Raw genomic sequence first — 23,740 nt, 5'->3', positions numbered from 1 at the left:
AACGGGGCGATAATCGAACGGAATGTTCTGGTTGGTTAATAAGTCTCCTGTGCTGGCCTCTTCGCGGGTAAACCCGCTCCTACAACGGCTTGCGCCCAACCACCGATATGTGTCCACCACACGATCTGTGTAGGAGCGGGTTCACCCGCGAATACGGTGGTGGCTGCGACGGTGAATCACCGGGGGATATTGGCCGGCACAGGCAGTAAAAAAGCAAAGCCCACCGCTAAGGGTGGGCTTGTGCTGTAACAAGGCCGATCAGCCTTTCGGTGTTTCCACCGAAGCCTGCTGGTTTTCCTGCCCGGTCTGCTCGTACCAGCCACCGCCGAGCGCCTTGTACAGGTTGACTTCGCTGGTCAGCTGCGACAGGCGGTCTCCGATCAGAGCTTGCTGGGCACTGAACAGGTTGCGTTGGGCATCGAGGAAGGTCAGGTTGCTGTCAATCCCGATGCGGTAACGGCGTTCGGCCAGGCGGTAGTAGTCCTGGTTTGCCTGCACCAGGTCACGCTGGGCCTGCAACTGCTCGTCGAAGGTCTTGCGCGCCGCCAAGCCATCGGAGACTTCCTGGAAGGCGGTCTGGATGGTTTTTTCGTACTTGGCGACGTTGATGTCCTTCTGGATCTTCGAGTAGTCCAGGCTGGCTTTCAAGCTGCCGGCGTTGAAGATCGGCAGGTTGATCTGCGGCTGGAACAGCCAGGTGCCCTGGCCGCCCGAGAACAGGTGGCCCATGTCGGGGCTCAGGCTGCCGGCGTTGGCGGTCAGGCTGATGCTTGGGAAGAACGCTGCGCGGGCTGCGCCAATGTTGGCGTTGGCGGCCTTGAGCAGGTGCTCGGCTTCCTGGATGTCCGGGCGACGCTGGAGGATATCCGATGGCAGCCCGGCGGGTACTTCGGCCAGTTGGTCGTCATCGAGCGCCAGCGGCTTGGCCAGGTCGGCAGGAATGCCGGTACCCAGCAGCACAGTCAGGCTGTTGACGTCCTGGGCGACCAGGCGCTGGTACTGCGAGTACTTGACCCGGGCGCCTTCCACGGCGGTGCGCGCCTGGCTGACGTCCAGGGCCGAGGCCACGCCGACTTCATTACTGCGACGGGTGAGGTTGTAGCTTTCCTCGTAGGTCTTCAGCGTTTCTTCGGTCAGCTTGAACAGGGCCTGGTCGGCCTGCCAGGTGTAGTAGGCGTTTGCCACGCTGGCTACCAGGGCGATTTGCGTGGAACGACGCGCCTGCTCGCTGGAGAGGTAGGTTTCCAGGGCCTGCTCGGTCAGGCTGCGCACACGGCCGAACAGGTCCAGCTCGTAGGCGCTGACACCCAAAGTGGCCGAGTACTGGCTGGTGATGCCAGATTCGCCTGTTTGCGACATGTTCGCCGGGACACGCTGGCGGCTGCCGCTGCCGGTGGCCGAAACCGCCGGGAACAGGTCGGCGCGCTGAATGCGGTATTGCGCACGATAGGCGTCGAGGTTCAGCGCCGCGACCCGCAGGTCGCGGTTATTGACCAGCGAGGTCTGGATCAGCTGTTGCAGCGCCGGGTCGTGGAAGAACTGGCGCCAGCCCTGTTCAGCAGCGGCAACATCCGCCGATTGCGTCGGCGAATAGGCAGGGCCTTGCGGCCACTGCGCAGCCACCGGCGCCTCCGGGGTCTGGTAATCAGGGATCAGCGAGCAGCCGCCAAGAATGAAAGCGGTTACCGCCAGGGACAACAAAGACTTGGTCATTGCCCAGCCTCATAACGTGGATTTTCAGGGGTGACGTCTTTTTCCGGCTCTTTGCTGCCGAACAGTGACGACACTGCGACGAAGAACAGTGGTACCCAGAAGATAGCCAGCACGGTCGCACTGATCATGCCGCCGATCACGCCAGTACCGATGGCGTGCTGGCTGCCGGCGCCAGCGCCGCTGGCGATCGTCAACGGTACCACGCCCAGGATGAACGCCAGCGAGGTCATGATGATCGGGCGAAGACGCATGCGGCACGCTTCGATCGCTGAGTCGTACAGGCTACGGCCTTGTTCGTGCAGCTCCTTGGCGAACTCGACGATCAGAATGGCGTTTTTCGCCGCAAGACCGATGGTGGTCAACAGGCCAACCAGGAAGTACACGTCGTTGGACAGGCCGCGCAGGCTGGTGGCGATCAGTGCACCGATGATACCCAGCGGTACTACCAGCACCACAGCGATCGGGATCGACCAGCTTTCGTACAGGGCTGCCAGGCACAGGAACACGAACAGTACCGAGAGGGCGAACAGCGCCGGCATCTGCGAGCCGGAGAGTTTTTCCTCGTAGGACATGCCGGTCCAGGAGAAGCCGATACCGCTTGGCAGCTCGCCAGCAATGCGCTCGACCTCGGCCATGGCTTCACCGGTACTGTAGCCAGGCGCCGGTGCACCGAGGATTTCCATCGCTTCGACACCGTTGTAACGCGACAGCTTTGGCGAGCCGTAGGTCCATTCGCCTTTGGCGAAGGAGGAGAACGGCACCATCTCGCCTGCGCCGTTGCGCACGTACCATTTTTGCAGGTCTTCCGGGCTCATCCGCGCGCTTGGTTCGCCCTGGATGTACACCTTCTTGACCCGGCCACGGTCGATGAAGTCGTTGACGTAGCTGGCGCCCAGCGCAATCGACAGGGTGTTGTTGATGTCGGCAATGGTCACGCCCAAGGCGCTGGCACGTTCGTCATCAATGGTCAGCTGGTACTGCGGTTCATCGTTCAGGCCGTTCGGTCGCACGGCGCTGAGGATCTTGCTCTGCGCGGCTTTGGCCAGGAACTGGTTGCGCGCCTCCATCAACTTCTCGTGGCCGACACCGCCGCGGTCCTGAAGGAACACGTCGAAGCCGGTGGCGTTACCCAGTTCAAGCACCGCTGGCGGGGCGAAGGCGAACACCATTGCATCACGGAAGGTGAAGAAGTGCTGCTGGGCACGCTGTGCCAGCGCGAACACGCTGTTCTCCTTCGAGCGCTCATCCCATGGTTTGAGCATGATGAATGCCATGCCCGAGCTCTGGCCGCGGCCTGCGAAGTTGAAACCGTTGACGGTGAATACCGACGATACGGTATCGGCTTCGTCCTTGAGCAGGTATTCACGCATCTGATCGACCACGGCCTGCGTGCGTTCGGCACTGGAGCCGGCCGGGGTCTGCACCTGGGCGAAGAGTACGCCCTGGTCTTCTTCCGGGAGGAACGCGGTAGGGATGCGGGCGAACAGCCAGATCATGCCGACCACGATCAGTGCATAGGCCAGCAGGAATGGCACCTTGTTGCGCAGGATGGTGCCGACACTGCGCTCGTAGCCATTGACGCTGCGGTCGAAGTTGCGGTTGAACCAGCCGAAGAACCCGCCTTTGGCGGTGTGGTGCTCGCCCTTCTTCAGCGGCTTGAGCATGGTTGCGCAAAGCGCCGGGGTGAAGATAAGCGCAACCAGCACCGACAGACCCATGGCCGAGACGATGGTGATGGAGAACTGCCGGTAGATGACACCCGTGGAACCGCCGAAGAACGCCATGGGCAGCAGTACCGCCGAGAGCACCAGGGCGATACCCACAAGGGCGCCCTGGATCTGTTCCATCGAGCGCTTGGTCGCTTCCTTGGGTGGCAAGCCTTCCTCGGACATTACCCGCTCGACGTTCTCCACCACGACGATGGCGTCGTCCACCAGCAAGCCGATGGCCAATACCATGGCGAACATGGTCAGGGTGTTGATGCTGAAGCCTGCAGCGGCAAGGATGCCGAAGGTACCCAGCAATACGACCGGTACGGTCATGGTGGTGATGATGGTGGCGCGGAAGTTCTGCAGGAACAGGTACATCACCAGGAACACCAGAACCACGGCTTCGATCAGGGTGTGGATCACGCCGCTGATCGATTCGGTGACCACTGGGGTGGTGTCATACGGGAATACCGCCTTGACCCCCGGCGGGAAGAACGGTTCCAGGCTTTTGATGGTCTCGCGCAGTGCCTTGGCGGTGTCCAGGGCGTTGGCGCCGGTTGCCAGTTTTACCGCCAGGCCGGAGGCCGGCTTGCCGTTGAACTGGGCGCTGACTGCGTAGTTTTCACCCCCCAGGCCCACTTGGGCGACGTCACCCAGACGCACCTGTGAACCGTCTTTATTGACCTTGAGCAGAATGTTCTCGAACTGCTCGGCGGTTTGCAGGCGGGTCTTGCCGATGATGGTGGCGTTAAGCTGGGTGCCCGGCAGGGCTGGCAGGCCGCCGAGCTGGCCGGAAGACACCTGCACGTTCTGGGCGGCGACAGCTGTCTTGACGTCGACCGGGGTCAGCTGGAACTTGTTCAGCTTGGCCGGATCGAGCCAGATACGCATGGCGTACTGCGCACCGAACACCTGGAAGTCACCCACACCCGCAGTACGCGAGATCGGGTCCTGCATGTTCGAGACGATGTAGTTGGCCAGGTCGTCCTTGGTCATGCTGCCGTCTTCGGAGACCAGGCCGATCACCAGCAGGAAGTTCTTCACTGCTTTGGTGACGCGGATACCTTGTTGCTGCACTTCCTGCGGCAGCAGCGGGGTAGCCAGGTTCAGCTTGTTCTGTACCTGTACCTGCGCGGTGTCGGGGTTGGTACCCTGTTCGAAGGTGGCGGTAATGGTCATGCTGCCGTCGGAGTTACTTTCCGACGACACATAACGCAGGTTGTCGATACCGTTGAGCTGCTGCTCGATCACCTGCACCACGGTGTCCTGCACGGTTTGCGCCGAGGCGCCCGGGTAGGTCACGGCGATGGCGATGGCCGGCGGCGCGATACTGGGGTACTGGTTGATCGGCAGCTTCAGGATCGACAAGGCCCCGACCAGCATGATCACCAAGGCGATCACCCAGGCGAAGATCGGGCGATCGATAAAGAACTTCGACATGGTTTACTCCGCTTTGGCGTCTGCTTTTGCCGCGCTGGCCTGATCAGGGCCGGCCGGCTTCTTGACGTTGGTGGCTTCGCTGACCTTCACCTCAACGCCTGGGCGCACGTACTGCAGCCCTTCGGTGATCAGGCGGTCACCCGGGTTGAGGCCTTCCTCGATCAGCCAGTCGCTACCCAAGGTGCGGCTGGCCTTGAGCTGGCGCAGTTCGACCTTGTTCTCCTGGTTGACCACCAGGGCGGTTGGTGCGCCCTTGAGGTCGCGGGTCACGCCTTGTTGCGGTGCCAGGATGGCGTTGGCGTTGACACCGGCCTTGAGCCGCGCATGCACGAACATGCCTGGCAGCAGGGTGTGATCGGGGTTGGGGAACAGGGCGCGCAGGGTCACCGAGCCTGTGGTCTCGTCCACCGCGACTTCGGAGAACTCCAGGCGGCCTTCCTGTTTGAACAGGCTGCCGTCTTCCAATACCAGCTGAACCGAGGCGGCGTTGTCGCCGGCCTTCTTCAACTGGCCGCTTTCCAGGTCACGGCGCAGCTTGAGCAGCTCGGCGGTGGACTGGGTAACGTCGACATAAATAGGGTCGAGCTGCTGGATGGTGGCCATGGCATCGGTCTGACCATTGCTCACCAGTGCACCTTCGGTAACCGAAGAACGGCCGATACGGCCGCTGATCGGCGCCAGAACCTTGGTGTAGCGCAGGTCGATCTGTGCGCTCTTGAGCGCAGCCTCGGCCTGCAATCGTTTGGCATTGGCGTCGTCATATTCCTGTTTGGAGACGGCCTGCTCGTCAATCAGTTGCTTGTAGCGTTCGGCCAGCGAGCGTGTAGCCAGCAGGTTGGCCTTGGCATTGGCCAGGGTGGCTTCGTATACGGCAGGGTCGATCTGATACAGCTGCTGGCCTTCCTTGACCTCACTGCCTTCCTTGAACAGGCGTTTGAGGATGATGCCGTTGACCTGCGGGCGCACTTCGGCGACGCGGTAGGCACTGGTACGCCCCGGCAATTCCGAGGTGAGGGTGAAGGCTTGCGGCTGGATGGTCACGACGCCGACCTGAGGAGCCTGCGCCGCTGGCGCTGCTTCTTCTTTCTTACAGCCACTGAGCAAGGTTGCCAGGGCGACGGCGGAAACCAGAGCGGTAACGGCTGGCTTGAATTGCATGAGGATCCTCGGGTCGCTGGAGCAGGGAGACGCTCAAGAGTAATGGAAGAGATCTTGATCTGGAAAAAATGCTATCCGGTGGATAAATAGCTTGCTAAGGAATATACTTACATTCATGGTTGTTTGTAAATACTGCTGAGCTGTACTCCGGTACTGCCTCAGCGCTTGATTAGTTCATCCGAGAGGCCCCCAGCAGAGGTTCCCCGGAGCGTTCCCCGCACGCGCTGCGCGTTCGGGCCAGATGAGGTTGTACTGCCATGGTCCGTCGAACCAAAGAAGAAGCCCAGGAAACCCGCGCCCAGATCATCGAGGCGGCGGAAAAGGCCTTCTACAAGCGCGGGGTTGCGCGAACCACCCTGGCCGACATCGCCGAACTGGCGGGTGTGACGCGGGGGGCGATCTACTGGCACTTCAACAACAAGGCCGAGCTGGTGCAGGCGTTGCTCGACAGCCTGCACGAGACCCATGACCATTTGGCGCGCGCGAGCGAAAGCGAGGATGAAGTCGACCCGCTTGGCTGCATGCGCAAGCTGCTGTTGCAGGTGTTCAACGAGCTGGTGCTCGATGCCCGAACCCGCCGTATCAATGAAATCCTGCATCACAAGTGCGAGTTCACCGATGACATGTGTGAAATTCGCCAGCAGCGCCAGGGTGCGGTGCTGGATTGCCACAAGGGCATCACCCTGGCGCTGGCCAATGCCGTGCGCCGGGGCCAGTTGCCTGGCGAGCTGGATGTCGAGCGCGCGGCGGTGGCCATGTTTGCCTATGTCGATGGCCTGATCGGGCGCTGGCTCTTGCTGCCTGACAGTGTCGATCTGTTGGGTGATGTCGAAAAATGGGTCGACACCGGGCTGGATATGCTGCGCTTGAGCCCGGCTCTGCGCAAATGACACTTTGTTAAGGATTGTGAGGGAGTGTTTCCCCTTTGTGTTAAGGGGGGATTAAGGGCGCGGCCGCACTACGGCTGTTCACAGCACAAGGCGGCTCTTGCAGCGACTGCGTAGCCTTCAGCGGCCGCGCAATTGCCGGTCGGGCAAAGCCAATGCCGCAAACAGCCCCAGCACCGCGACAAGTGCACTCCCCATCAGCAACTGCCTGAACGTGTCCAGCAACCGCCCCTGAGTCACCAGGTCCACCTCCGCGGCCTTCAAGCTCCCCAGCAACGGATTACCCGACAGTTCGAAACCACCCTGATGCAGCAGTGCCAGCAACAGGCTGGACATGCACGCCACGCCCATGGCTCCGCCCAGCGAGCGGAACAGGTTGGTGGTGCTGGTGGCCACGCCGATGTCCTTGCTGGCCACCGCGCTTTGTGTGCCCACCAGCGAGGTCGGAAATTGCAGCCCGCAGGCAATACCGGTAAGCAGCATGAACAGCGCACCGAGCAACGCTGATTGCGGCGGAGTCAGTGCCATCGCGAAAATGGCCACTGGCATCAGCAGTGCACCGGCCAGGATCTGCGGCTTGTAGCGCCCGGTCCGGCTGGTCATGCGGCCTCCTGTGAAGGCGCCCATGGGCAGCCCCATGGCCAGCGGCAGCAGGTGCAGGGCGGCGCTGTCGGCACCTGCGCCGGTGATGCCTTGGTAACGCAAGGGCATGAGCATGGTCAGGGAAATGGACTGGAAACTGGCGAAGAAGATCACTGCCCAGCACAGCACCGCCACCCGGTTGCTGAACAGGCTGAGCGGCAGCAGCGGCTCTGTGCAGCGGCGTTCGTGGGCGATGAAAAGCGTCAGGCCCAGCAGGGCGCAGCCGAACAGCGCCAGCACGGCCGGGTCGGCCCAGGCGTGGCCCTGGCCCACCAAGGTGATGCCCAGTAGCAGGCTGCCAAGGCCAAGGATCAACAGCACGGCGCCAAGGTAGTCTACCTGTGCCTCGCGACGCTGCAGCGGCATGCCACTGAGGGCTCGGTGTATGGACCACAAGGCGACCAGCCCCAGCGGCAGGTTGATCCAGAACACCCAGCGCCACGACAGGTACTCGGTCAACCAGCCGCCCAGCACTGGCCCGGCCACGCTGGCCGCGGCGTACATGCTGCTGAAGTAGCCCTGGTAGCGGCCGCGTTCGCGTGGGGGCACGAAGTCGCCAATGATTGCCTGGCTCACCGAGACCATGCCGCCTGCGCCAATACCCTGCAGTACCCGGGCCAGCAACAGTTGCTGCATGTCCTGGGCCATTGCACAGGCAATGGAAGCCAGGGTGAACAGGCTGATGCCGGTGAGGATCATCCGGCGCCGGCCGTAAAGGTCGCCCAGTTTGCCGTAGATCGGCACAGCCACGGTCATTGCCACCATGTACCCGGAAATGACCCAGGCCAGCATGCCGACATCGCTGAACTGTGCCGAGATGGCGGGCAGTGAGACGGCGACGATGGTCTGGTCCAGAGCGCCAAGGAAGATGGCCAGCATGAGGGCGGTGAGCACGTTGCGCAGGGAGGTAGGGGGCAGGGCGGCGGTCACGGGAATACCTTGTTTTGTCTACGGCAGCCCCTTGGCGGGCAAGCCTGCTCTCAGAGAAGCCCCCGAATTGTACCCTGAGTTAGGTAGCTTCCTATGTACTATCTGCATCCCCTATGCAAGATCGGCATTGGCGCATTCATCCAGCGAGGCATGGCTGCGTGATATCGTTGGTATGCCACAGAGGCTGAAATTCGGGGCTTGCACCAGCTTGGTGCAACATTTTGCCGCAGGTTTTTCAGTACGCTGTCTCCCACACCTTTTATTCCTCTGCCTGCATGTCGAGCATGACCGCCCAGATGGCGACGGTTGGAACAGGTCAGGTAGACCCGATTACAGGGGTCGGTAGTTACCGTTCAAATTTCAACTTTTTTGCGGAGTGATCATGCCCAAGGCTTCCCACCAAGATCTGCGTTTTGCCTTCCGCGAGCTGCTCGCTTCAGGTTCCTGTTTCCACACTGCCTCGGTGTTCGACCCGATGTCGGCACGCATTGCCGCAGACCTGGGCTTCGAAGTCGGTATCCTCGGCGGTTCGGTCGCTTCGTTGCAGGTGCTGGCTGCTCCGGACTTTGCTCTGATCACCCTCAGCGAGTTCGTCGAGCAGGCCACCCGCATTGGTCGGGTCGCGCAACTGCCGGTACTGGCGGACGCCGACCACGGCTATGGCAACGCACTGAACGTGATGCGTACGGTGATCGAACTGGAGCGCGCCGGTGTGGCCGCACTGACCATCGAGGACACCCTTCTGCCCGCCCAGTTCGGGCGCAAGTCCACCGACCTGATTCCGGTCGATGAGGGTGTTGGCAAGATCCGTGCGGCGCTGGAGGCACGGGTCGACTCGTCCCTGTCGATCATTGCCCGAACCAACGCGGGCGTACTCAGCACCGAAGAAATCATCGTGCGTACGCAGAGCTACCAGAAAGCGGGCGCTGATGGCATTTGCATGGTCGGGGTCAAAGACTTCGAGCAGCTCGAGCAGATTGCCGAGCACCTGACGGTGCCGCTGATGCTGGTCACCTATGGCAACCCGAACCTGCGCGATGACGAACGCCTGGCGCGTCTGGGCGTGCGCATCGTAGTCGATGGCCATGCGGCTTACTTTGCCGCAATCAAGGCCACTTACGACTGCCTGCGGCTGCAGCGTGGTCGGCAGAACAAGTCGGAAAACCTCAGTGCCACCGAGCTGTCGCACACCTACACCCAGCCTGAAGACTACATTCGCTGGGCCAAGGAATACATGAGCGTCGAGGAGTGATCGGCAGAGCGCCGTCCATTCAACGGACGGCGCTCAAGTTTGCACTCCACAGTCGGCCATTGAGTCGCCTGCTTCGCGGGCATGCCCGCTCCCACTGGGACCGCGCAGATCCCAAGGCATGTGCATACCTGTGGGCGACCCCGAGAAAGGGCTGTCACAGGCTGGCCTGGCCCTCCAGCCAGTCCAGTAGTTCGAGCAACCCCGGCGGCAAGCTTCTGGCCTGGCTCACCAGGTAATACCCCTTGCCCGTCAGCACCTTCAGCGCAAACGGCATGCACAACCGCCCACCGCGCAGGTCATCGCCAATCAGCGACCAGTCACCGATCGCCACCCCTGTGCCCTGCGAAGCCATGGCCATCGCCATGTCCAGTGTCTCGAAATGCTGTTTGGGTCCATGTGTGGCCAGCGTCACTCCAGCCGCCTGCAACCACAACCGCCAGTCGTGTTCATCTCGCGAGGGGTGCAGCAGCATGTGCCTGGCCAGGTCTTCCACCTGCTGCAACGGCACTGGCCCTTCACGCAGTGATGGAGCGCACACTGGGGTCAGTTGCTCATCGAACAGTTTGCGCACATGTAGCCCGTGGTTTGGTGCATTGCCATAGACCACCGCTGCATCGAAGCCCTCGCGACGCAAATCCACCCCGTGCTGCACGGTCGTGGTCAGCTCCACCGGTACGTCCGGGCGCAGTGCCTGCCATTCCATCAGGCGCGGTAGCAGCCAACGCATCACGCAGGTGGGTGCCTTGAGCTGCAAGGTAGTGCTGTGCTCACCCACTTCGCGCACCCCCTGTTCGATCAGCGCGAACACCTGCTGCACCCGCGGCAGCCAGTCCAGGCCTTCACGGGTCAGGCTCAACCCGCGGGCCTCGCGCTTGAACAGGGCATAACCCAGGTGTTCTTCGAGAGCTGCAATCTGGCGGCTGACAGCGCCTTGGGTGATGTGCAACTGCTGCCCTGCGCGGGTGAAGTTGCAGTGCTGGGCGGTGACCAGAAATGTGTGCAGGGCAGGCAGGGGCGGGAGGCGTTTCATTGCAGTAAGCCATGATCACAGGACATGGCTAGTATGTGTTTTTTTACATTGTGGCGATAGCCGTGGCTTGGGTCCAATAAGGGCATACCCCAACAAGATTCATGGTGATCCCTGATGGCAACCTGCGGCGAAGTACTGGTCAAACTCCTTGAAGGCTATGGCGTCGATCATGTCTTCGGCATTCCCGGTGTACATACCGTGGAGCTCTATCGTGGCCTGGCGGGCTCTTCCATTCGCCACATCACCCCACGTCATGAGCAAGGTGCCGGGTTCATGGCTGACGGCTATGCGCGCACCCGCGGCAAACCCGGGGTGTGCTTCATTATTACCGGCCCGGGCATGACCAATATCACCACTGCCATGGGCCAGGCCTATGCCGACTCGATCCCGATGCTGGTGATTTCCAGCGTGCAGTCCCGTGACCAGTTGGGCGGTGGCCGTGGCAAGCTGCACGAGCTGCCCAACCAAGCGGCGCTGGTATCGGGTGTGGCGGCGTTTTCCCACACCTTGATGAGTGCAGCCGACTTGCCGCAGGTGCTGGCCCGGGCATTTGCCGTGTTCGACAGTGCCCGGCCACGCCCGGTGCATATCGAAATCCCGCTCGATGTGCTGGTTGAACCGGCCGACTTCCTGCTGCCGGGACGCCCTGTACGGGGTAGTCGGGCAGGGGCTGCACCTCAGGCCGTGGCGCAGATGGCTGAGCGACTGGCCAGTGCACGTCGGCCGCTGATTCTGGCCGGTGGCGGGGCGTTGGCTGCGGGCGCTGCGCTGGCACGCCTGGCCGAACACCTTCAGGCCCCGGTGGCGCTGACCATCAATGCCAAAGGCTTGCTGCCTGCCAGCCACCCATTGCAGATCGGCTCGACCCAGTCGTTACCGGCCACACGGGCGCTGGTGGCCGAGGCTGACGTGGTGCTGGCGATCGGCACCGAACTGGCCGAAACCGATTATGACGTGACCTTCAAGGGAGGCTTCGAGATCCCGGGCAGTCTGCTGCGCATTGACATCGACCCGGACCAGACCGTGCGCAATTATCTGCCGGAGCTGGCGCTGGTAGCCGATGCCGAGCTGGCTGCCGAAGCGCTGCTCGGTGCCCTGCAAGCCCAGCCGCAGCCAGTGCACGAAAGCACTTGGGGCGTGGCCCGCGTGGCCAATCTGCGCAAGGTCCTGGCGGCAGACTGGGACCAGCCCACCCTGAGCCAGACGCGTTTGCTGAGCGCCATACTGGAGCGCCTGCCGAATGCGATTCTGGTGGGCGACTCGACCCAACCTGTGTACACCGGCAACCTGACACTCGACATGGAGCAGCCACGCCGCTGGTTCAACGCCTCGACCGGCTACGGTACCTTGGGTTACGCGTTGCCAGCAGCCATGGGCGCTTGGTTGGGCAGTGCCGAGCAGGCCGTCGAACGCGCCCCGGCGGTGTGCCTGATTGGTGATGGTGGTTTGCAGTTCACCCTGCCGGAACTGGCCAGTGCAGTGGAGGCGCAGGTCCCGCTGATCGTACTGCTGTGGAATAACCAGGGGTACGAGGAAATCAAGAAATACATGGTCAATCGGGCGATCGAGCCGGTCGGGGTGGATATCCATACCCCGGATTTCATCGGCGTGGCGCGGGCGTTGGGCGCGGCAGCAGAGAACGTGGCCGATATCGCCCAATTGCAGACGGCGCTCGGGCAAGCGGTGGAGCGCAAGGGGCCGACCTTGATTCAGGTGGACCAGAATCAGTGGCAGGCCGCGGTGTTGGGTTGAAGCATTGCGATTGCTTGTATCGGCCTCTCGCGCCTGCAGGCAGCGCGCAATTTTCGCATCTGTGCAAAAACCTGTAGGAGCGGGTTTACCCGCGAAAGCGCCGCTGCAGGCGAATGTCGAGCTTCAGACCGCAGTAGCCCTCAACCGAGCCACATCGCGAATCGGCGGCGCGCCGTAAAGCCGGCTGTATTCACGGCTGAATTGCGACGGGCTTTCATAACCCACCCGATAAGCCGCCACCGCCGCCTCCAGCCCGTCGTTCAACATCAGCCGCCGCGCTTCCTGCAGGCGTAGTTGCTTCTGGTACTGAAGCGGGCTCATCGAGGTCACGGCCTTGAAGCGGTGGTGCAAGGTCGAGGTACTGAGGTTGACTTCACGGGCCAGGTCCTCGATCCGCAGCGGCTGTTGGTAGTTGTTGTTGAGCCAGGTGATGGCCTGGCACACCCGGTGGGTCTGGCTGTTGGCCAAGGCAATTTCATACAGCCGGTAACCCTGCGGACCACGCAGCAGGCGGTAGAGAATCTCGCGGCGGAACAGCGGCGCCAGCATTGCGATGTCGCGGGGGGTGTCCAGCAGGCGCAGTAGCCGCAGCAGGGCATCGAGTAATGCGGCATCTGTCCTTTCCACATACAAACCACGGCCGGAAGGTCGATTGGGTACCAGCATCGGCCCGCTCTCGGCGATCAGCTGGCTGATCTCGGCTGGGTCCAGGTCCATGCGCAGGCCCAGGCTTGGGTTCTCGGGGCTGGCATCCAGCCTCACGGCACTGAGTGGCAAGGTCACCGAAACGACCATGTAATGCAGTGGGTCGTAGGCGTACTGCTCGTCACCCAGGAACAGGCTTTTGCTGCCCTGGGCAAGGATGCACAGGGCAGGTTGCGCCAGGGTGGGTACAGAACGCACATTTTCGGTGTGACGCACCAGGTACAGGTCATCGATGGCCGATGCTGGGCCATAGGGCTCGCCCGCGTGGCGGTTGATCAGTTCGGCCAGCTCCAGGCGCTGCAGTTCCAGGGTCGGTTCGGTGGACGTGGCGGTGGTCATGATGGCTTTCCTCTGCTGACCGACGCAGCATAGGTTTGGGCAAAGACGGGCGCTAGTCGAAAGCTGCACGCCGATTGCCTGATCCTGCCGTGCTGCAGGATCAGGCAATCGGCGTGCAGTAATGGCCTAACGCGCCGCGCGGGTGAGCGCCTAACCTTGGCAGCCTGGCTTTTCCGTCCGCCTGCTTCAAGGAGATTGTGCAATGACCCTTAAACAACCGGTCACCCACCTTGCTTTCATCCGTGCCAGCAGCGGGCGCTCGGCAGAGCTGGGCGCGCGCCTGCGTGACATGCTTGAGCCTTCGCTGCGTACACCGGGTTGCCTGAGTTTTACCGTGCAGCGTTCGCAGGCTGATGCTGACCTGTGGTTGCTCAGCGGAAGCTGGCAGGACCAGCAGGCGATGAGTGGTTACTTTGCTTCGCCGACACTGGAGGTGTTTGGTGAGCTGGTGCAGGCCCAGGTGGTCAGCAGCCTGGACTTGCATACCTTCGATTGAGTGTTGATGAGGTAAAGTGACGCCTTTTTTCAATCACGCGGACAGCAATATGGCACGTAGGGAATTCACTCATTTCGAAGCGGTATCGGCGATGGTGCCGGTGGAAGGTGGCGGCTACAACGCCGCCATCGCGGTCAAAGCCTTGGGCATGGGCGGCGCGCCGCGCTTTCACAAGGTTCTCGACGGGCAGGTGTTCAAGGGCGCCGTGGCCGCCGACGAAGCGGCCACCGCTGAGCTGCAACGCCTGCAGGGCGTCAGCGAAGAGGGTGAGCTGGTCTGGTGATCAGGCCGGCGGCCGGGCCATCTTGAACAGGTTGCCCAGCTCGAAATAGTCCGCCGGGCCACCCCCCCGCAGGATAGGCTCGGCGGCAGCGGTATCGTAGATGCCGTTGTTCAGCAGGTGCTCGGCAATGTGCACCGCCACCACTTCCCCAAGGATCAGCCAGCTGGGCACCTGTTCCTGGTCGGCCCGCTTGAGCTGGACGATCTGGCTGACCTTGCACTCGAAGGCTACCGGCGTTTCACCCACGCGCGGCACCTTGACGATGCTCGAGGGTGCGGCAGTGAGGCCGCTCAATTCGAATTCGTTTACTTCGGCAGCAACCGGTGCGCAGCTCAGGTTCATTTGCTCGGCCAGAGGGCGGGTGGCCAGGTTCCAGACGAACTCACCGGTCTGCTCGATGTTGTTCAGGCTGTCTTTGCGCCCGACGCTGCAGAAACCGATGATCGGCGGGATGTAGTTGAACGCATTGAAGAAGCTGTAAGGCGCCAGGTTCAGGCGGCCTTCGCGGTCCTGAGAGGAGATCCAGCCGATAGGGCGGGGACCGACGATGGCATTGAACGGGTCGTGCGGCAGGCCGTGGCCTTTGGCGGGTTCGTAGTAATACATCTGTGCTGGGCTTGTTGGCCCTACCTCCTGGTGGACAAGGTGCCTAGTGTGCCAAGCCTGAGCTCGCCTGCAAATGATCAAGCCCGGCCGAAGCCGGGCTGGGTGCTCGCAATCAGGTATCAGCTGATGCGGTGCGCGTTGGTGCGGTTGAAGCCATCTTCGGCAAAGTGCTGGCCGCCGGTGCGGTCGAAACCGTCTTCGGCGAAGCGTTGGCCGTTGGTGCGATCGAAGCCGTCTTCGGCGAAGCGCTGGCCGTTGGTGCGATCGAAGCCGTCTTCGGCGAAGCGTTGGCCGTTGGTGCGATCGAAGCCGTCTTCGGCGAAGCGTTGGCCGTTGGTGCGATCGAAGCCGTCTTCGGCGAAGCGCTGGCCGTTGGTGCGATCGAAGCCGTCTTCGGCGAAGCGTTGGCCGTTGGTGCGATCGAAGCCGTCTTCAGCGTAGCTGGCGGGCTGGGTTTGAGCCGCGGCAAAGGTGTGAGCGTCGGTCCGGTCGAAGCCATCTTCGGCGAAGGCGCCAGCTGCGAAAACCGAGAGGGCCAGGGTCAGGATCAGTTTATTTTTCATGGTCGTTGCTCCAGGGGTTTGTGAGTTGTTTGTTTCTATGGGTTTAATCCTACGCCGAATAATTTGATTAAAAAGCGCAAAAAACAGCGCTTAATAATCTATTTGTTCGATGTTTTTAGCCGAGTATGTCGTGCTTCAGGCCGCAAGCCTGGCTTGGGAGCGTTCGCGCGGGCGCCAACGTTCTGCCAGCCATTGCAGCTTGATAAGGTGGAATTAATAGGGCGTTAAGAAGGAAAGGTCTGAATAGAAAAGGGGCGCTCCATGCAATGGAGCGCCCCTTTCAGTATTGCCAGGCCAGCGTTACTCAGTGGTAATCCGCGAGTGCTGCTTGGTGTCCTTCATGGTCGCGTAAACCAGCAGCGAGCAGGCGATACAGGCGGTGACGTACCAGTAAAAGCCGCTCTCCATCCCAGCGCTCTTGAACCACAGGGCCACGTATTCGGCGGTGCCACCGAAGATCGACACGGTCAGGGCATACGGCAGGCCCACGCCCAGGGCGCGAATCTCGGTAGGGAACAGCTCGGCTTTGACCACGGCGTTGATCGAGGTATAGCCGCTTACGATGATCAGCGCTGCCATGATCAGGAAGAACGCCCCCCACCAGCTCTGGATGGTGTGCAGGGTGCTGAGGATTGGGACGGTGAACAGGGTGCCGAGCACACCGAAGGCGATCAGGATCGGACGGCGGCCGATCTTGTCGGACAGACCACCGATCACCGGCTGCAGGCACATGAACAGGAACAGCGTGGCGGCCGAGATGGTGGTCGAGTCACTGATGCTCATACCTACGGAGTTGACCAGGTACTTCTGCATGTAGGTGGTGTAGGTGTAGAAGGCCAGGGTACCGCCCATGGTCAGACCGACGACGGTCATCAGCTCCTTGGGGTGACGCAGCAGCGTGCGCATCAGGCTTTCCTTGGCCTTTTCCTTCTTGGTGAACGAGGCGGTTTCTTCCATGCCGCGACGCAGGTACAGGGCCACCACGGCGCACAGCGCACCGATCACGAACGGCACGCGCCAGCCCCAGGCGTACAATTGCTCGGTGGTCAGGGTCTGTTGCAGGACGATCAGCACCGCCAGGGCGATGAGCTGGCCGGAGATCAGGGTCACGTACTGGAAGCTGGAGAAGAAACCACGGCGCTCCTTGCTGGCCATTTCGCTGAGGTAGGTGGCCGAGGTGCCGTATTCACCACCCACCGACAGGCCTTGCAGCAGGCGTGCGATGACCAGCAGGACTGGCGCGGCGACGCCGATGGTTTCATAACCGGGGGTCAGGGCGATGACCAGCGAGCCCGCGCACATGAGCAGTACCGACGCCATCAGCGCGGCCTTGCGGCCCTTGCGGTCGGCGTACAGGCCCATCAGCCAGCCACCGATCGGGCGCATGAGGAAGCCCACGGCGAAGATCGCGGCGGTATTGAGCAGTTGTGCGGTGGAGTCGCCGGCCGGGAAGAAAGCCTTGGCGAAGTACAGCGAGAATGCGGCGTAGACGTACCAGTCGTACCATTCGACCATGTTGCCGATGGACCCGCTGAAAATCGACTTCAAGCGGCTGGCGGTGGTTTTTTCTGCGGCAGGCGCGGTGGCCGCCCCGGCGGGCAGGGAGGTGGCGTTATCCATCAGGGATACCTTCTCGTTGTTTTTGTGGAGCGCGCCGTGGCGCAGCTTGCCAAGGCAATTGCAGAAGGTGTGCCAAATGGGTGCAGGCTGATTCATTTGAGGGCGTCAAATATCCCAAGCCGGCACAGTAGTGGGGGTTGCGCCGCCCTTTGCAGGTGCGGGCCTGACCGCGAAGGGCTGCAAAGCAGTCTGAAATCTCGACGAGATGAGCGGTTTTTCGCCTACCCGGTCCTGGTCATGAGCGGATTTCCGCTTATGCCTGCCCAATAAAATCCTCGCGCACCAGCCCATGCCGTTGCATCTTCTCGTTAAGCGTGCGCCGCGGTAGTTGCAAAGCCTCCATCACCGACTTGATCTCGCCCCCATGCTGACGCAAGGCCGCACGCAGGCATTGCGCCTCGAATGCTTCCATCTGCTCGCCCAGCGACTGCCCGGCAGGTGCCACCTCGATGTTTGGCGAACCCAGCCCCAGCGCATGCCGCTCCGCCGCATTGGCCAGCTCACGCACGTTGCCAGGCCAGTCATGTGACAGCAGCTGCGCCAGCTGTGCACCCGATAGCGGAGGGGCCGCGCGACCAAGCTTTTCACCGGCAGCGCGGGCAAAGTGTTCGAACAGCAGCGGAATGTCCTCTCGCCGCTCGCGCAGCGGTGCCAGGCGCAATTCGGCGACGTTCAGGCGGTAGGCCAGGTCTTCTCGGAAGCGCCCGGCACGCGCCTCCTCGAGCAGGTCGGGCTTGGTCGCAGCAATGATGCGCAGGTCGACGCTGATGCTCTGGTTGGCCCCCAGGCGCTCCAACTTCTGCTCCTGAATCACCCGCAACAGCTTGGCCTGTTGGGCCAGTGGCATGCTCTCGATTTCGTCGAGGAACACGGTGCCACCGTTGGCATACTCCAGCTTGCCGATCCGTTTACCCTGGGCGCCCGTGAAGGCGCCGCTCTCATGGCCGAACAGTTCGGCCTCGAACAACGACTCGGGGATGGCCGCGCAGTTAAGGGCTACAAAGGGCTTGGCGGCACGGGGGCCAAAGTCGTGCAGACAGCGGGCCACCCGCTCCTTGCCACTGCCGGTTTCACCGCGGATCAGCACGTTTACCGGCAGGCTGGCCAGGTCCAGGACTTGCCGGCGCAGCTGTTGCAGGCCCTGGGACATGCCCAGCAGCGTGACTTCCAGGCGTGACTTGAGGTCGGCCTGCTCGTGGAGCCGGCGGTTCTCCAGCACCAGCTGGCGCTTTTCCAGGGCGCGACGCAGGCTGCCCAGCAAGTCTTGCGGCGTGAAGGGTTTTTCCAGGAAGTCATAGGCCCCGCTGCGCATGGCTTCTACCGCCATCGGTACATCACCGTGACCGGTCAGCAAAATCACGGGCAGGTCGGGGTCGTTCGCTTGCAGGCGTTCGAGCAATTGCAGGCCATCCATACCCGGCATGCGTACATCGCTGATGATCACCCCAGGGAAGTGCTGCGGCAGGTGCGCCAGGCACTCTTCGGCGCGAGCGAACAACTGCACGCTGAAGCCGGACAGGCTCAGCCATTGCTCTACAGCAGTGCGGATACTGGCTTCATCATCGACGACGATCACCGAATTCAACATACAGGCTCCAGGTCACGGGGCAGGGTAAGGCTCAGGCGCGCGCCGCCAGGCAGGTTTTCGGCCCGCAACTGGCCGCCGGCCTCATGGACGATGCCGTAAGAGATGGCCAGGCCCAGCCCTAGCCCTTCCCCCACCGGTTTGGTGGTGAAGAACGGGTCGAAGACCTTGGCCAGGTCGGCTTCGGCAATGCCGCCACCCGAGTCGAGCACACTCAGGCGCCATAGCTCCCCGTCGGGTTCGATGCGGATCTCCAGGCGTTTGTAACGCTTGTCGATCATGGCGTCGAGTGCGTTGTGCAGGAGGTTTATCAGCACCTGCTCCAGGCGGATGGCATCGCCGCGTACCCAGGCCGGGCGTGCCAGGTACAGAGCCACCTCCACTTCCTCGCTGCGAATGCGCGCTTCCAGCAGGTGCAAGGCCTGGTCGACCACGGTTGCCAGGTCAAGGCGTTCGCGCAGGCCCATCGGACTGTTGCGGGCAAAGGTTTTCAGGTGGCTGGTAAGTGCTGCCATGCGCGTGAGCATCTGTTCCAGCGGCTCCAGCGCTTGCCGCGCTTCGTCATGGCGACCATGGTCAAGCAGCAGGCGCAGGGTTTCCAGTTGCATACGTTGGGTGGTCAGCGGCTGGTTGATTTCATGGGCCATGGCCGCTGACATTTGCCCGAGTGCGGCCAGTTTGGCTGATTGCACCAGGCCTTCCTGGGCAGTGCGCAGCTCGCGGGTGCGCTCCTCGACCTGGCGTTTGAGTTCTTGCCGGCTGCGCTGGCGCAGGCGTGCCAGGCGCAGGCGTTGACTGACGAAAAGGGCGGCGAACACCAGGCTCAGCCAGACGGCGGCGGCGCCAAGGGCTGCATTACGGCCGTCTGCAGCGACCTGCGGTTTGCGCAGCAGGTGCAAGGTCCAGTTTTCGCCTTCCAGCGGCAGGCTTTCCCACAAGTACTCGGTGCTACCCTCGGGGCCTTGCACGCGGCTAAGGGTGCTGTAGGGGGCAAACCGCGTCAGTACCTGATGCTGTAGCGGCACCAGCGGTTGCTTGTCGTACTGACGGGTTTCGGCCAGCTCGGCTCGGTCGGCGCCACTGAGCGGCTGAAGCTCGCGGTAGCGCCAGCCATCCTGGTTTGCGATGAACGTAATGCCGCGGGCGTCGCTGACCAGCAGGATATCGTTGCCCTGTCGCCATTCGCGTTCCAGCTCGGGGAATTCCAGCTTCACCACCATGGCACCAAGGAATCGGCCGTGCTCGTCGTTCACCGCGCTGGCGAGGAAGTAGCCCGGCACGCCACTGGTCACGCCCACGGCATAGAAGCGGCCACTGCCCTGGCTGCGGGTTTGCTTGAAGTAGGGACGGAAACCGTAGTTGGAGCCGACGTAGCTGCTGGGCAGCCGCCAATTGCTGGCGGCAATGGCCAGGCCGGTGCGGTCGAGCAGTTCGAGGGTGGAGGAATTGGCGGCGCCATTGATACGTTCGAGCTTGTGGTTCAGGGCGTTCTGAACGCCTTCGTCGACCGGGCCGCGCAAGGCTGCGATCAGTTCCGGGTCGAGCGCCAGCACGGCGGGGAGGGCACGGTAGCGGTCGATCAGGGTGTGCAGTGCGTTGGCGTACAGGCCCAGTTGCTGGCTGGCACGCTTGGCGTCGTCTTCCATGGCCTGGCGCTTGGCCTGGTGCATGGCCCAGCCGGCGCTGAGTGCGGTACCCAGCACGATCAGCAGGGTGATCAGCCCCAGACGCAGGGCGCGAAAGGAAAAGGGCATTGGGGGCGGATCCGGTGTTGGGGTATCGGGGCCGGCCTCTTCGCGGGTAAACCGCTCCTACAGGTACTCTGCAGCACCTGTAGGCGCGGGTTTACCCGCGAAGAGGCCGGAACAGGCGGCCTTTTTCAGTCAAAGCAATTCAAAGCTCTGCTGCTGCACCGCCTGGGAATCCAGACCTACCTGGACATTGAACTCCCCTGGTTCGGCAACCCGCTGCAACTGGCCATTGTAGAACTTCAGGTCGTCCTCGCTGATGCGGAAGGTCAACGTGCGGGTTTCGCCCGGTTCAAGCATCAGCTTCTGGAAGTTTTTCAGCTCTTTCACCGGGCGGCTCATCGACGCCGACACATCCTGCAGGTACAACTGCACCACCGTCTCGCCTGCAACCTTGCCGGTGTTCTTGACCGTTACCTTGGCTTCCAGCGTATCGCCGCGCTTGAGATCCTTGCCCGACAGGTTCAGGCCCGACAGCTCGAAGCTGCTGTAGCTCAAGCCATAGCCGAACGGGTAAAGCGGCCCGTTGGGTTCTTCGAAGTATTGCGAGGTGTAGTTGCCCGGCTTGCCCGGCGTGAACGGCCGGCCGATGCGGGTGTGGTTGTAGTACATCGGGATCTGGCCCACAGACCGTGGGAAGGTAATGGCCAGCTTGCCGGAGGGGTTGTAGTCGCCAAACAGCACGTCGGCGATGGCATTGCCGCCTTCGGTGCCGGCGAACCATGTTTCCAGGATGGCGTCGGCCTGCTCGCGCTCCCAGCTGATCGACAGCGGCCGGCCGTTCATCAACACCAGCACCAGCGGTTTGCCGGTGGCCTTGAGCGCCTTGATCAGCTCGCGCTGGCTGGCCGGGATCTCCAGGGTGGTACGGCTTGACGACTCGTGGGACATGCCGCGGGACTCGCCGACCACGGCGACCACGACGTCGGATTGCTTCGCCGCCTTGACTGCTTCATCGATCAGCACGGCAGGCGGGCGTGGGTCGTCGACGATTTCCGGGGCATCGAAGTTGAGGAAGTTCAGGTAGTCGAGTATCGCCTTGTCACCCGTGACGTTGGAGCCTTTGGCGTAGACCAGCTTGGCCTTGCCTTCCACGGCGCGGCGCAAGCCTTCGCGCACGGTCACCGAGTGGACGGGTTTACCGTCGGCGGCCCAGCTGCCCATCATGTCGATCGGGGCATCCGCCAGCGGGCCGACCACGGCAATGGTGCCGGCCTTTTTCAGCGGCAGGGTCTGGTTGCGGTTTTCCAGCAGCACCAGGCTGCGGCGTGCCACGTCACGCGCAGCTTCGCGGTGCAGGCGGTCGTTGCTGTAGTAGTCTTTCAGGTCGGTTTCAGCCTTGCCGATACGCACGTATGGGTCTTTGAACAGGCCCATGTCGTACTTGGCGCCAAGCACCTCACGCACCGCCTGGTCCAGTTCGCGCTGGGTCACCTCGCCGGACTTCAGCAGGCCCGGTAGCTCTTCGCCGTACAGGGTATCGTTCATGCTCATGTCGATGCCGGCCTTGATCGCCAGCTTGGCGGCTTCACGGCCATCACGGGCGACGCCGTGGCGAATCAGTTCCTGGATGGCACCGTGGTCGCTGATGGTCACGCCCTTGAAGCCCCACTCCTTGCGCAGCAGGTCGTTCATCAGCCAGGTGTTGGAGGTGGCCGGTACGCCGTTGATCGAGTTCAGCGCGACCATCACGCCACCGGCACCTGCATCGAGCGCGGCGCGATAGGGTGGCAGGTAGTCGTTGTACATTTTCGGCAGGCTCATATCGACCGTGTTGTAGTCGCGCCCGCCTTCCACGGCGCCATACAAGGCGAAATGCTTGACGATGGCCATGATGCTGTCGGGGTTGGCCGGGCTGCTGCCCTGGAACGAGCGCACCATTACCTGGCCGATTTTCGAGGTCAGGTAGGTGTCTTCGCCGAAACCTTCACTGGTGCGGCCCCAGCGCGGGTCACGGGCGATATCCACCATTGGCGCGAACGTCATGTCCAGGGCGTCGGCCGAGGCTTCGATCGCGGCGGTGCGGCCGACCTTGGCGACGGCCTCCATGTCCCAGGTAGCGGCCATGCCCAGGCCGATCGGGAAGATGGTGCGCTCGCCGTGGACGGTATCGTAGGCGAAGAACATCGGGATCTTCAGGCGGCTGCGCATGGCCGCGTCCTGCATTGGCCGGTTTTCGGGGGCAGTGCGTGAGTTGAAGGTGCCGCCGATGCGGCCGGCGGCGATCTCCTCGCGGATCTTGTCGCGGGGCATTTCCGGGCCGATGCTGATCAGGCGCAACTGGCCGATTTTTTCGGCTTCGGTCATCTGGCTGATCAGATGCTCGATGAATGCCTGCTTGTCCTGCAGGGGCGGGGCGGAGGGGGCGGCGAGGGCCGCCTGACTGGCAAGGCCCATGGCCAGGCCCAGCAAAGACAGTTTCATCATCAATTCCGTTATGGGGCCGCTGCCGTATCCACGGTGATAGGTGCGCGACCGAAGTTTTCAGGCGGCTATTGTTGTACGATTTGCGGGCAATTCTTCCAGCGGCGGATTATGCCTGAATATGTCGCCTGCGGATGAAGCCCCGAATGCCGGGATAACAACTATAAGAACGCTCAAGAGACCGACGGCATGACCCCCTTCGACGAATACCATCAGCGGCAGATTGCCGAAGCCATTGCCCGTGCCGAACGGCGTACCGATGCCGAACTGGTGACGGTGCTGGCCCGCCGAGCAGACGATTATGCCTATTGGCCGTTGCTCTGGGCCGCCGTGCTGGCGCTGGCCGTACCCGGTCTGTTGCACTGGCTGCTGGCTTGGCCCAGCGTGCGCGGTGTGCTGATGGGCAACGTGCTGTTGTTCGTCGGCCTGTGCCTGCTTCTGCGCAACCCGCGCCTGGCCGATTGGTTGATCCCCCGTGCCTTGCGCCGCTGGCGCGCCTCGCGCCTGGCCCGCCAGCAGTTTCGCGAGCAGAACCTGCAGCGCACAGCAGGCGCTACGGGCGTGCTGATTTTTGTCAGCGAGGCGGAGCGGCATGTGGAAATACTGGTCGATCGGGGTATTGAACACTGCCTGGATGCCGAAGCCCGCGCGGCCATCGGTGCCCGCTTTGCCGAGCAGGTGCGCCAGGGGCGAACGTTCCAGGGCTTTGTCGAGTGCATCGAGGCGTGTGGCGAGCTGCTTAGCCAGCACGTGCCGCCAACCCATGCCCGCAACGAATTGCCCAACCGTTTGGTGATTCTCGACTGAAGGAGCACCAGCGTTTCTGGAGAGCGCTCCCACAGGGTGCTTGGGGCACGT

The 23,740-nt window shown here is 62.4% G+C and carries 18 protein-coding genes; 6 read left to right on the top strand and 12 right to left on the bottom strand.

Annotated elements, in window-relative coordinates:
* Positions 1–258 precede the first annotated feature (258 nt).
* From adeC to ttgA, 3 genes are read right to left on the bottom strand one after another with little or no spacing between them, the layout of a single operon-like run.
* On the bottom strand, positions 259–1,713 hold the full coding sequence (adeC, locus tag GST84_21285) for an AdeC/AdeK/OprM family multidrug efflux complex outer membrane factor (protein ID XGB14732.1): 1,455 nt from the start codon (positions 1,711–1,713) through the stop codon (positions 259–261).
* Positions 1,710–4,862 carry a multidrug efflux RND transporter permease subunit TtgB gene (ttgB, locus tag GST84_21280; GenBank protein XGB14731.1) on the bottom strand — a complete coding sequence of 1,051 codons (3,153 nt, stop codon included), beginning with the start codon at positions 4,860–4,862 and terminating at the stop codon, positions 1,710–1,712. The genes adeC and ttgB overlap by 4 nt, the downstream gene beginning before the upstream one ends.
* Before the next feature lie 3 nt (positions 4,863–4,865).
* Positions 4,866–6,020: a toluene efflux RND transporter periplasmic adaptor subunit TtgA gene (ttgA, locus tag GST84_21275; GenBank protein XGB14730.1), complete on the bottom strand. Its 1,155-nt coding sequence runs from the start codon at positions 6,018–6,020 to the stop codon at positions 4,866–4,868.
* Positions 6,021–6,277: 257 nt separating this feature from the next.
* On the opposite strand from ttgA, the gene ttgR reads away from it, so the two are divergent.
* A complete protein-coding gene (gene ttgR / locus GST84_21270) occupies positions 6,278–6,910 on the top strand; it encodes an efflux transport transcriptional regulator TtgR (GenBank protein XGB14729.1) in 633 nt (210 codons plus the stop codon).
* 117 nt (positions 6,911–7,027) lie between these two features.
* Here the strand turns inward: ttgR and GST84_21265 are convergent, their stop codons facing one another.
* Positions 7,028–8,479: a DHA2 family efflux MFS transporter permease subunit gene (locus tag GST84_21265; GenBank protein ID XGB14728.1), complete on the bottom strand. Its 1,452-nt coding sequence runs from the start codon at positions 8,477–8,479 to the stop codon at positions 7,028–7,030.
* A gap of 382 nt (positions 8,480–8,861) precedes the next feature.
* Here GST84_21265 and GST84_21260 point away from each other — a divergent pair, with 382 nt between their 5' ends.
* Positions 8,862–9,731 (top strand): oxaloacetate decarboxylase, encoded by an 870-nt coding sequence (locus GST84_21260; GenBank protein XGB14727.1) that lies wholly within the window; start codon positions 8,862–8,864, stop codon positions 9,729–9,731.
* Positions 9,732–9,885: 154 nt separating this feature from the next.
* Here GST84_21260 and GST84_21255 read toward each other — a convergent pair whose 3' ends face one another.
* On the bottom strand, positions 9,886–10,761 hold the full coding sequence (locus tag GST84_21255) for a LysR family transcriptional regulator (GenBank protein ID XGB14726.1): 876 nt from the start codon (positions 10,759–10,761) through the stop codon (positions 9,886–9,888).
* Between the two features lie 114 nt (positions 10,762–10,875).
* Here GST84_21255 and GST84_21250 point away from each other — a divergent pair, with 114 nt between their 5' ends.
* Positions 10,876–12,513: a 5-guanidino-2-oxopentanoate decarboxylase gene (locus GST84_21250; protein ID XGB14725.1), complete on the top strand. Its 1,638-nt coding sequence runs from the start codon at positions 10,876–10,878 to the stop codon at positions 12,511–12,513.
* 123 nt (positions 12,514–12,636) lie between these two features.
* On the opposite strand, the gene GST84_21245 is transcribed toward GST84_21250, so the two are convergent.
* Complete coding sequence (locus GST84_21245; protein XGB14724.1) at positions 12,637–13,557, bottom strand: helix-turn-helix domain-containing protein; 921 nt, start codon at positions 13,555–13,557, stop codon at positions 12,637–12,639.
* A gap of 202 nt (positions 13,558–13,759) precedes the next feature.
* On the opposite strand from GST84_21245, the gene GST84_21240 reads away from it, so the two are divergent.
* Positions 13,760–14,053 carry an antibiotic biosynthesis monooxygenase gene (locus GST84_21240; GenBank protein XGB14723.1) on the top strand — a complete coding sequence of 98 codons (294 nt, stop codon included), beginning with the start codon at positions 13,760–13,762 and terminating at the stop codon, positions 14,051–14,053.
* 16 nt (positions 14,054–14,069) lie between these two features.
* Entirely contained in the window at positions 14,070–14,336 is a 267-nt protein-coding gene (locus GST84_21235; protein XGB14722.1) for a hypothetical protein, read from the top strand.
* On the opposite strand, the gene GST84_21230 is transcribed toward GST84_21235, so the two are convergent.
* From GST84_21230 to bglX, 6 genes are all read right to left on the bottom strand, one after another.
* Positions 14,337–14,942, bottom strand: a complete 606-nt coding sequence (locus GST84_21230) for a flavin reductase family protein (protein ID XGB14721.1) — start codon at positions 14,940–14,942, stop codon at positions 14,337–14,339.
* A gap of 119 nt (positions 14,943–15,061) precedes the next feature.
* Positions 15,062–15,505, bottom strand: a complete 444-nt coding sequence (locus tag GST84_21225; protein XGB14720.1) for a heme utilization protein — start codon at positions 15,503–15,505, stop codon at positions 15,062–15,064.
* Between the two features lie 300 nt (positions 15,506–15,805).
* Positions 15,806–17,125: an MFS transporter gene (locus tag GST84_21220; GenBank protein XGB14719.1), complete on the bottom strand. Its 1,320-nt coding sequence runs from the start codon at positions 17,123–17,125 to the stop codon at positions 15,806–15,808.
* A gap of 253 nt (positions 17,126–17,378) precedes the next feature.
* On the bottom strand, positions 17,379–18,713 hold the full coding sequence (locus GST84_21215; GenBank protein ID XGB14718.1) for a response regulator: 1,335 nt from the start codon (positions 18,711–18,713) through the stop codon (positions 17,379–17,381).
* Positions 18,707–20,464 (bottom strand): sensor histidine kinase, encoded by a 1,758-nt coding sequence (locus tag GST84_21210; GenBank protein ID XGB14717.1) that lies wholly within the window; start codon positions 20,462–20,464, stop codon positions 18,707–18,709. Before GST84_21210 ends, GST84_21215 begins: the two co-directional genes overlap by 7 nt.
* Positions 20,465–20,593: 129 nt before the next feature.
* Positions 20,594–22,885, bottom strand: coding sequence for a beta-glucosidase BglX (gene bglX, locus GST84_21205; protein ID XGB14716.1), 2,292 nt, complete (start codon positions 22,883–22,885; stop codon positions 20,594–20,596).
* Positions 22,886–23,071: 186 nt separating this feature from the next.
* Here bglX and GST84_21200 point away from each other — a divergent pair, with 186 nt between their 5' ends.
* Positions 23,072–23,689, top strand: a complete 618-nt coding sequence (locus GST84_21200; GenBank protein XGB14715.1) for a hypothetical protein — start codon at positions 23,072–23,074, stop codon at positions 23,687–23,689.
* Positions 23,690–23,740: the final 51 nt, after the last annotated feature.

Origin of the sequence: Pseudomonas putida, assembly GCA_041879295.1 — a bacterium.
Classification (GTDB): domain Bacteria; phylum Pseudomonadota; class Gammaproteobacteria; order Pseudomonadales; family Pseudomonadaceae; genus Aquipseudomonas; species Aquipseudomonas putida_Y.
Note: the sequence above shows the minus strand (reverse complement) of the source record. Positions and strands in the feature narration are given on the sequence as shown.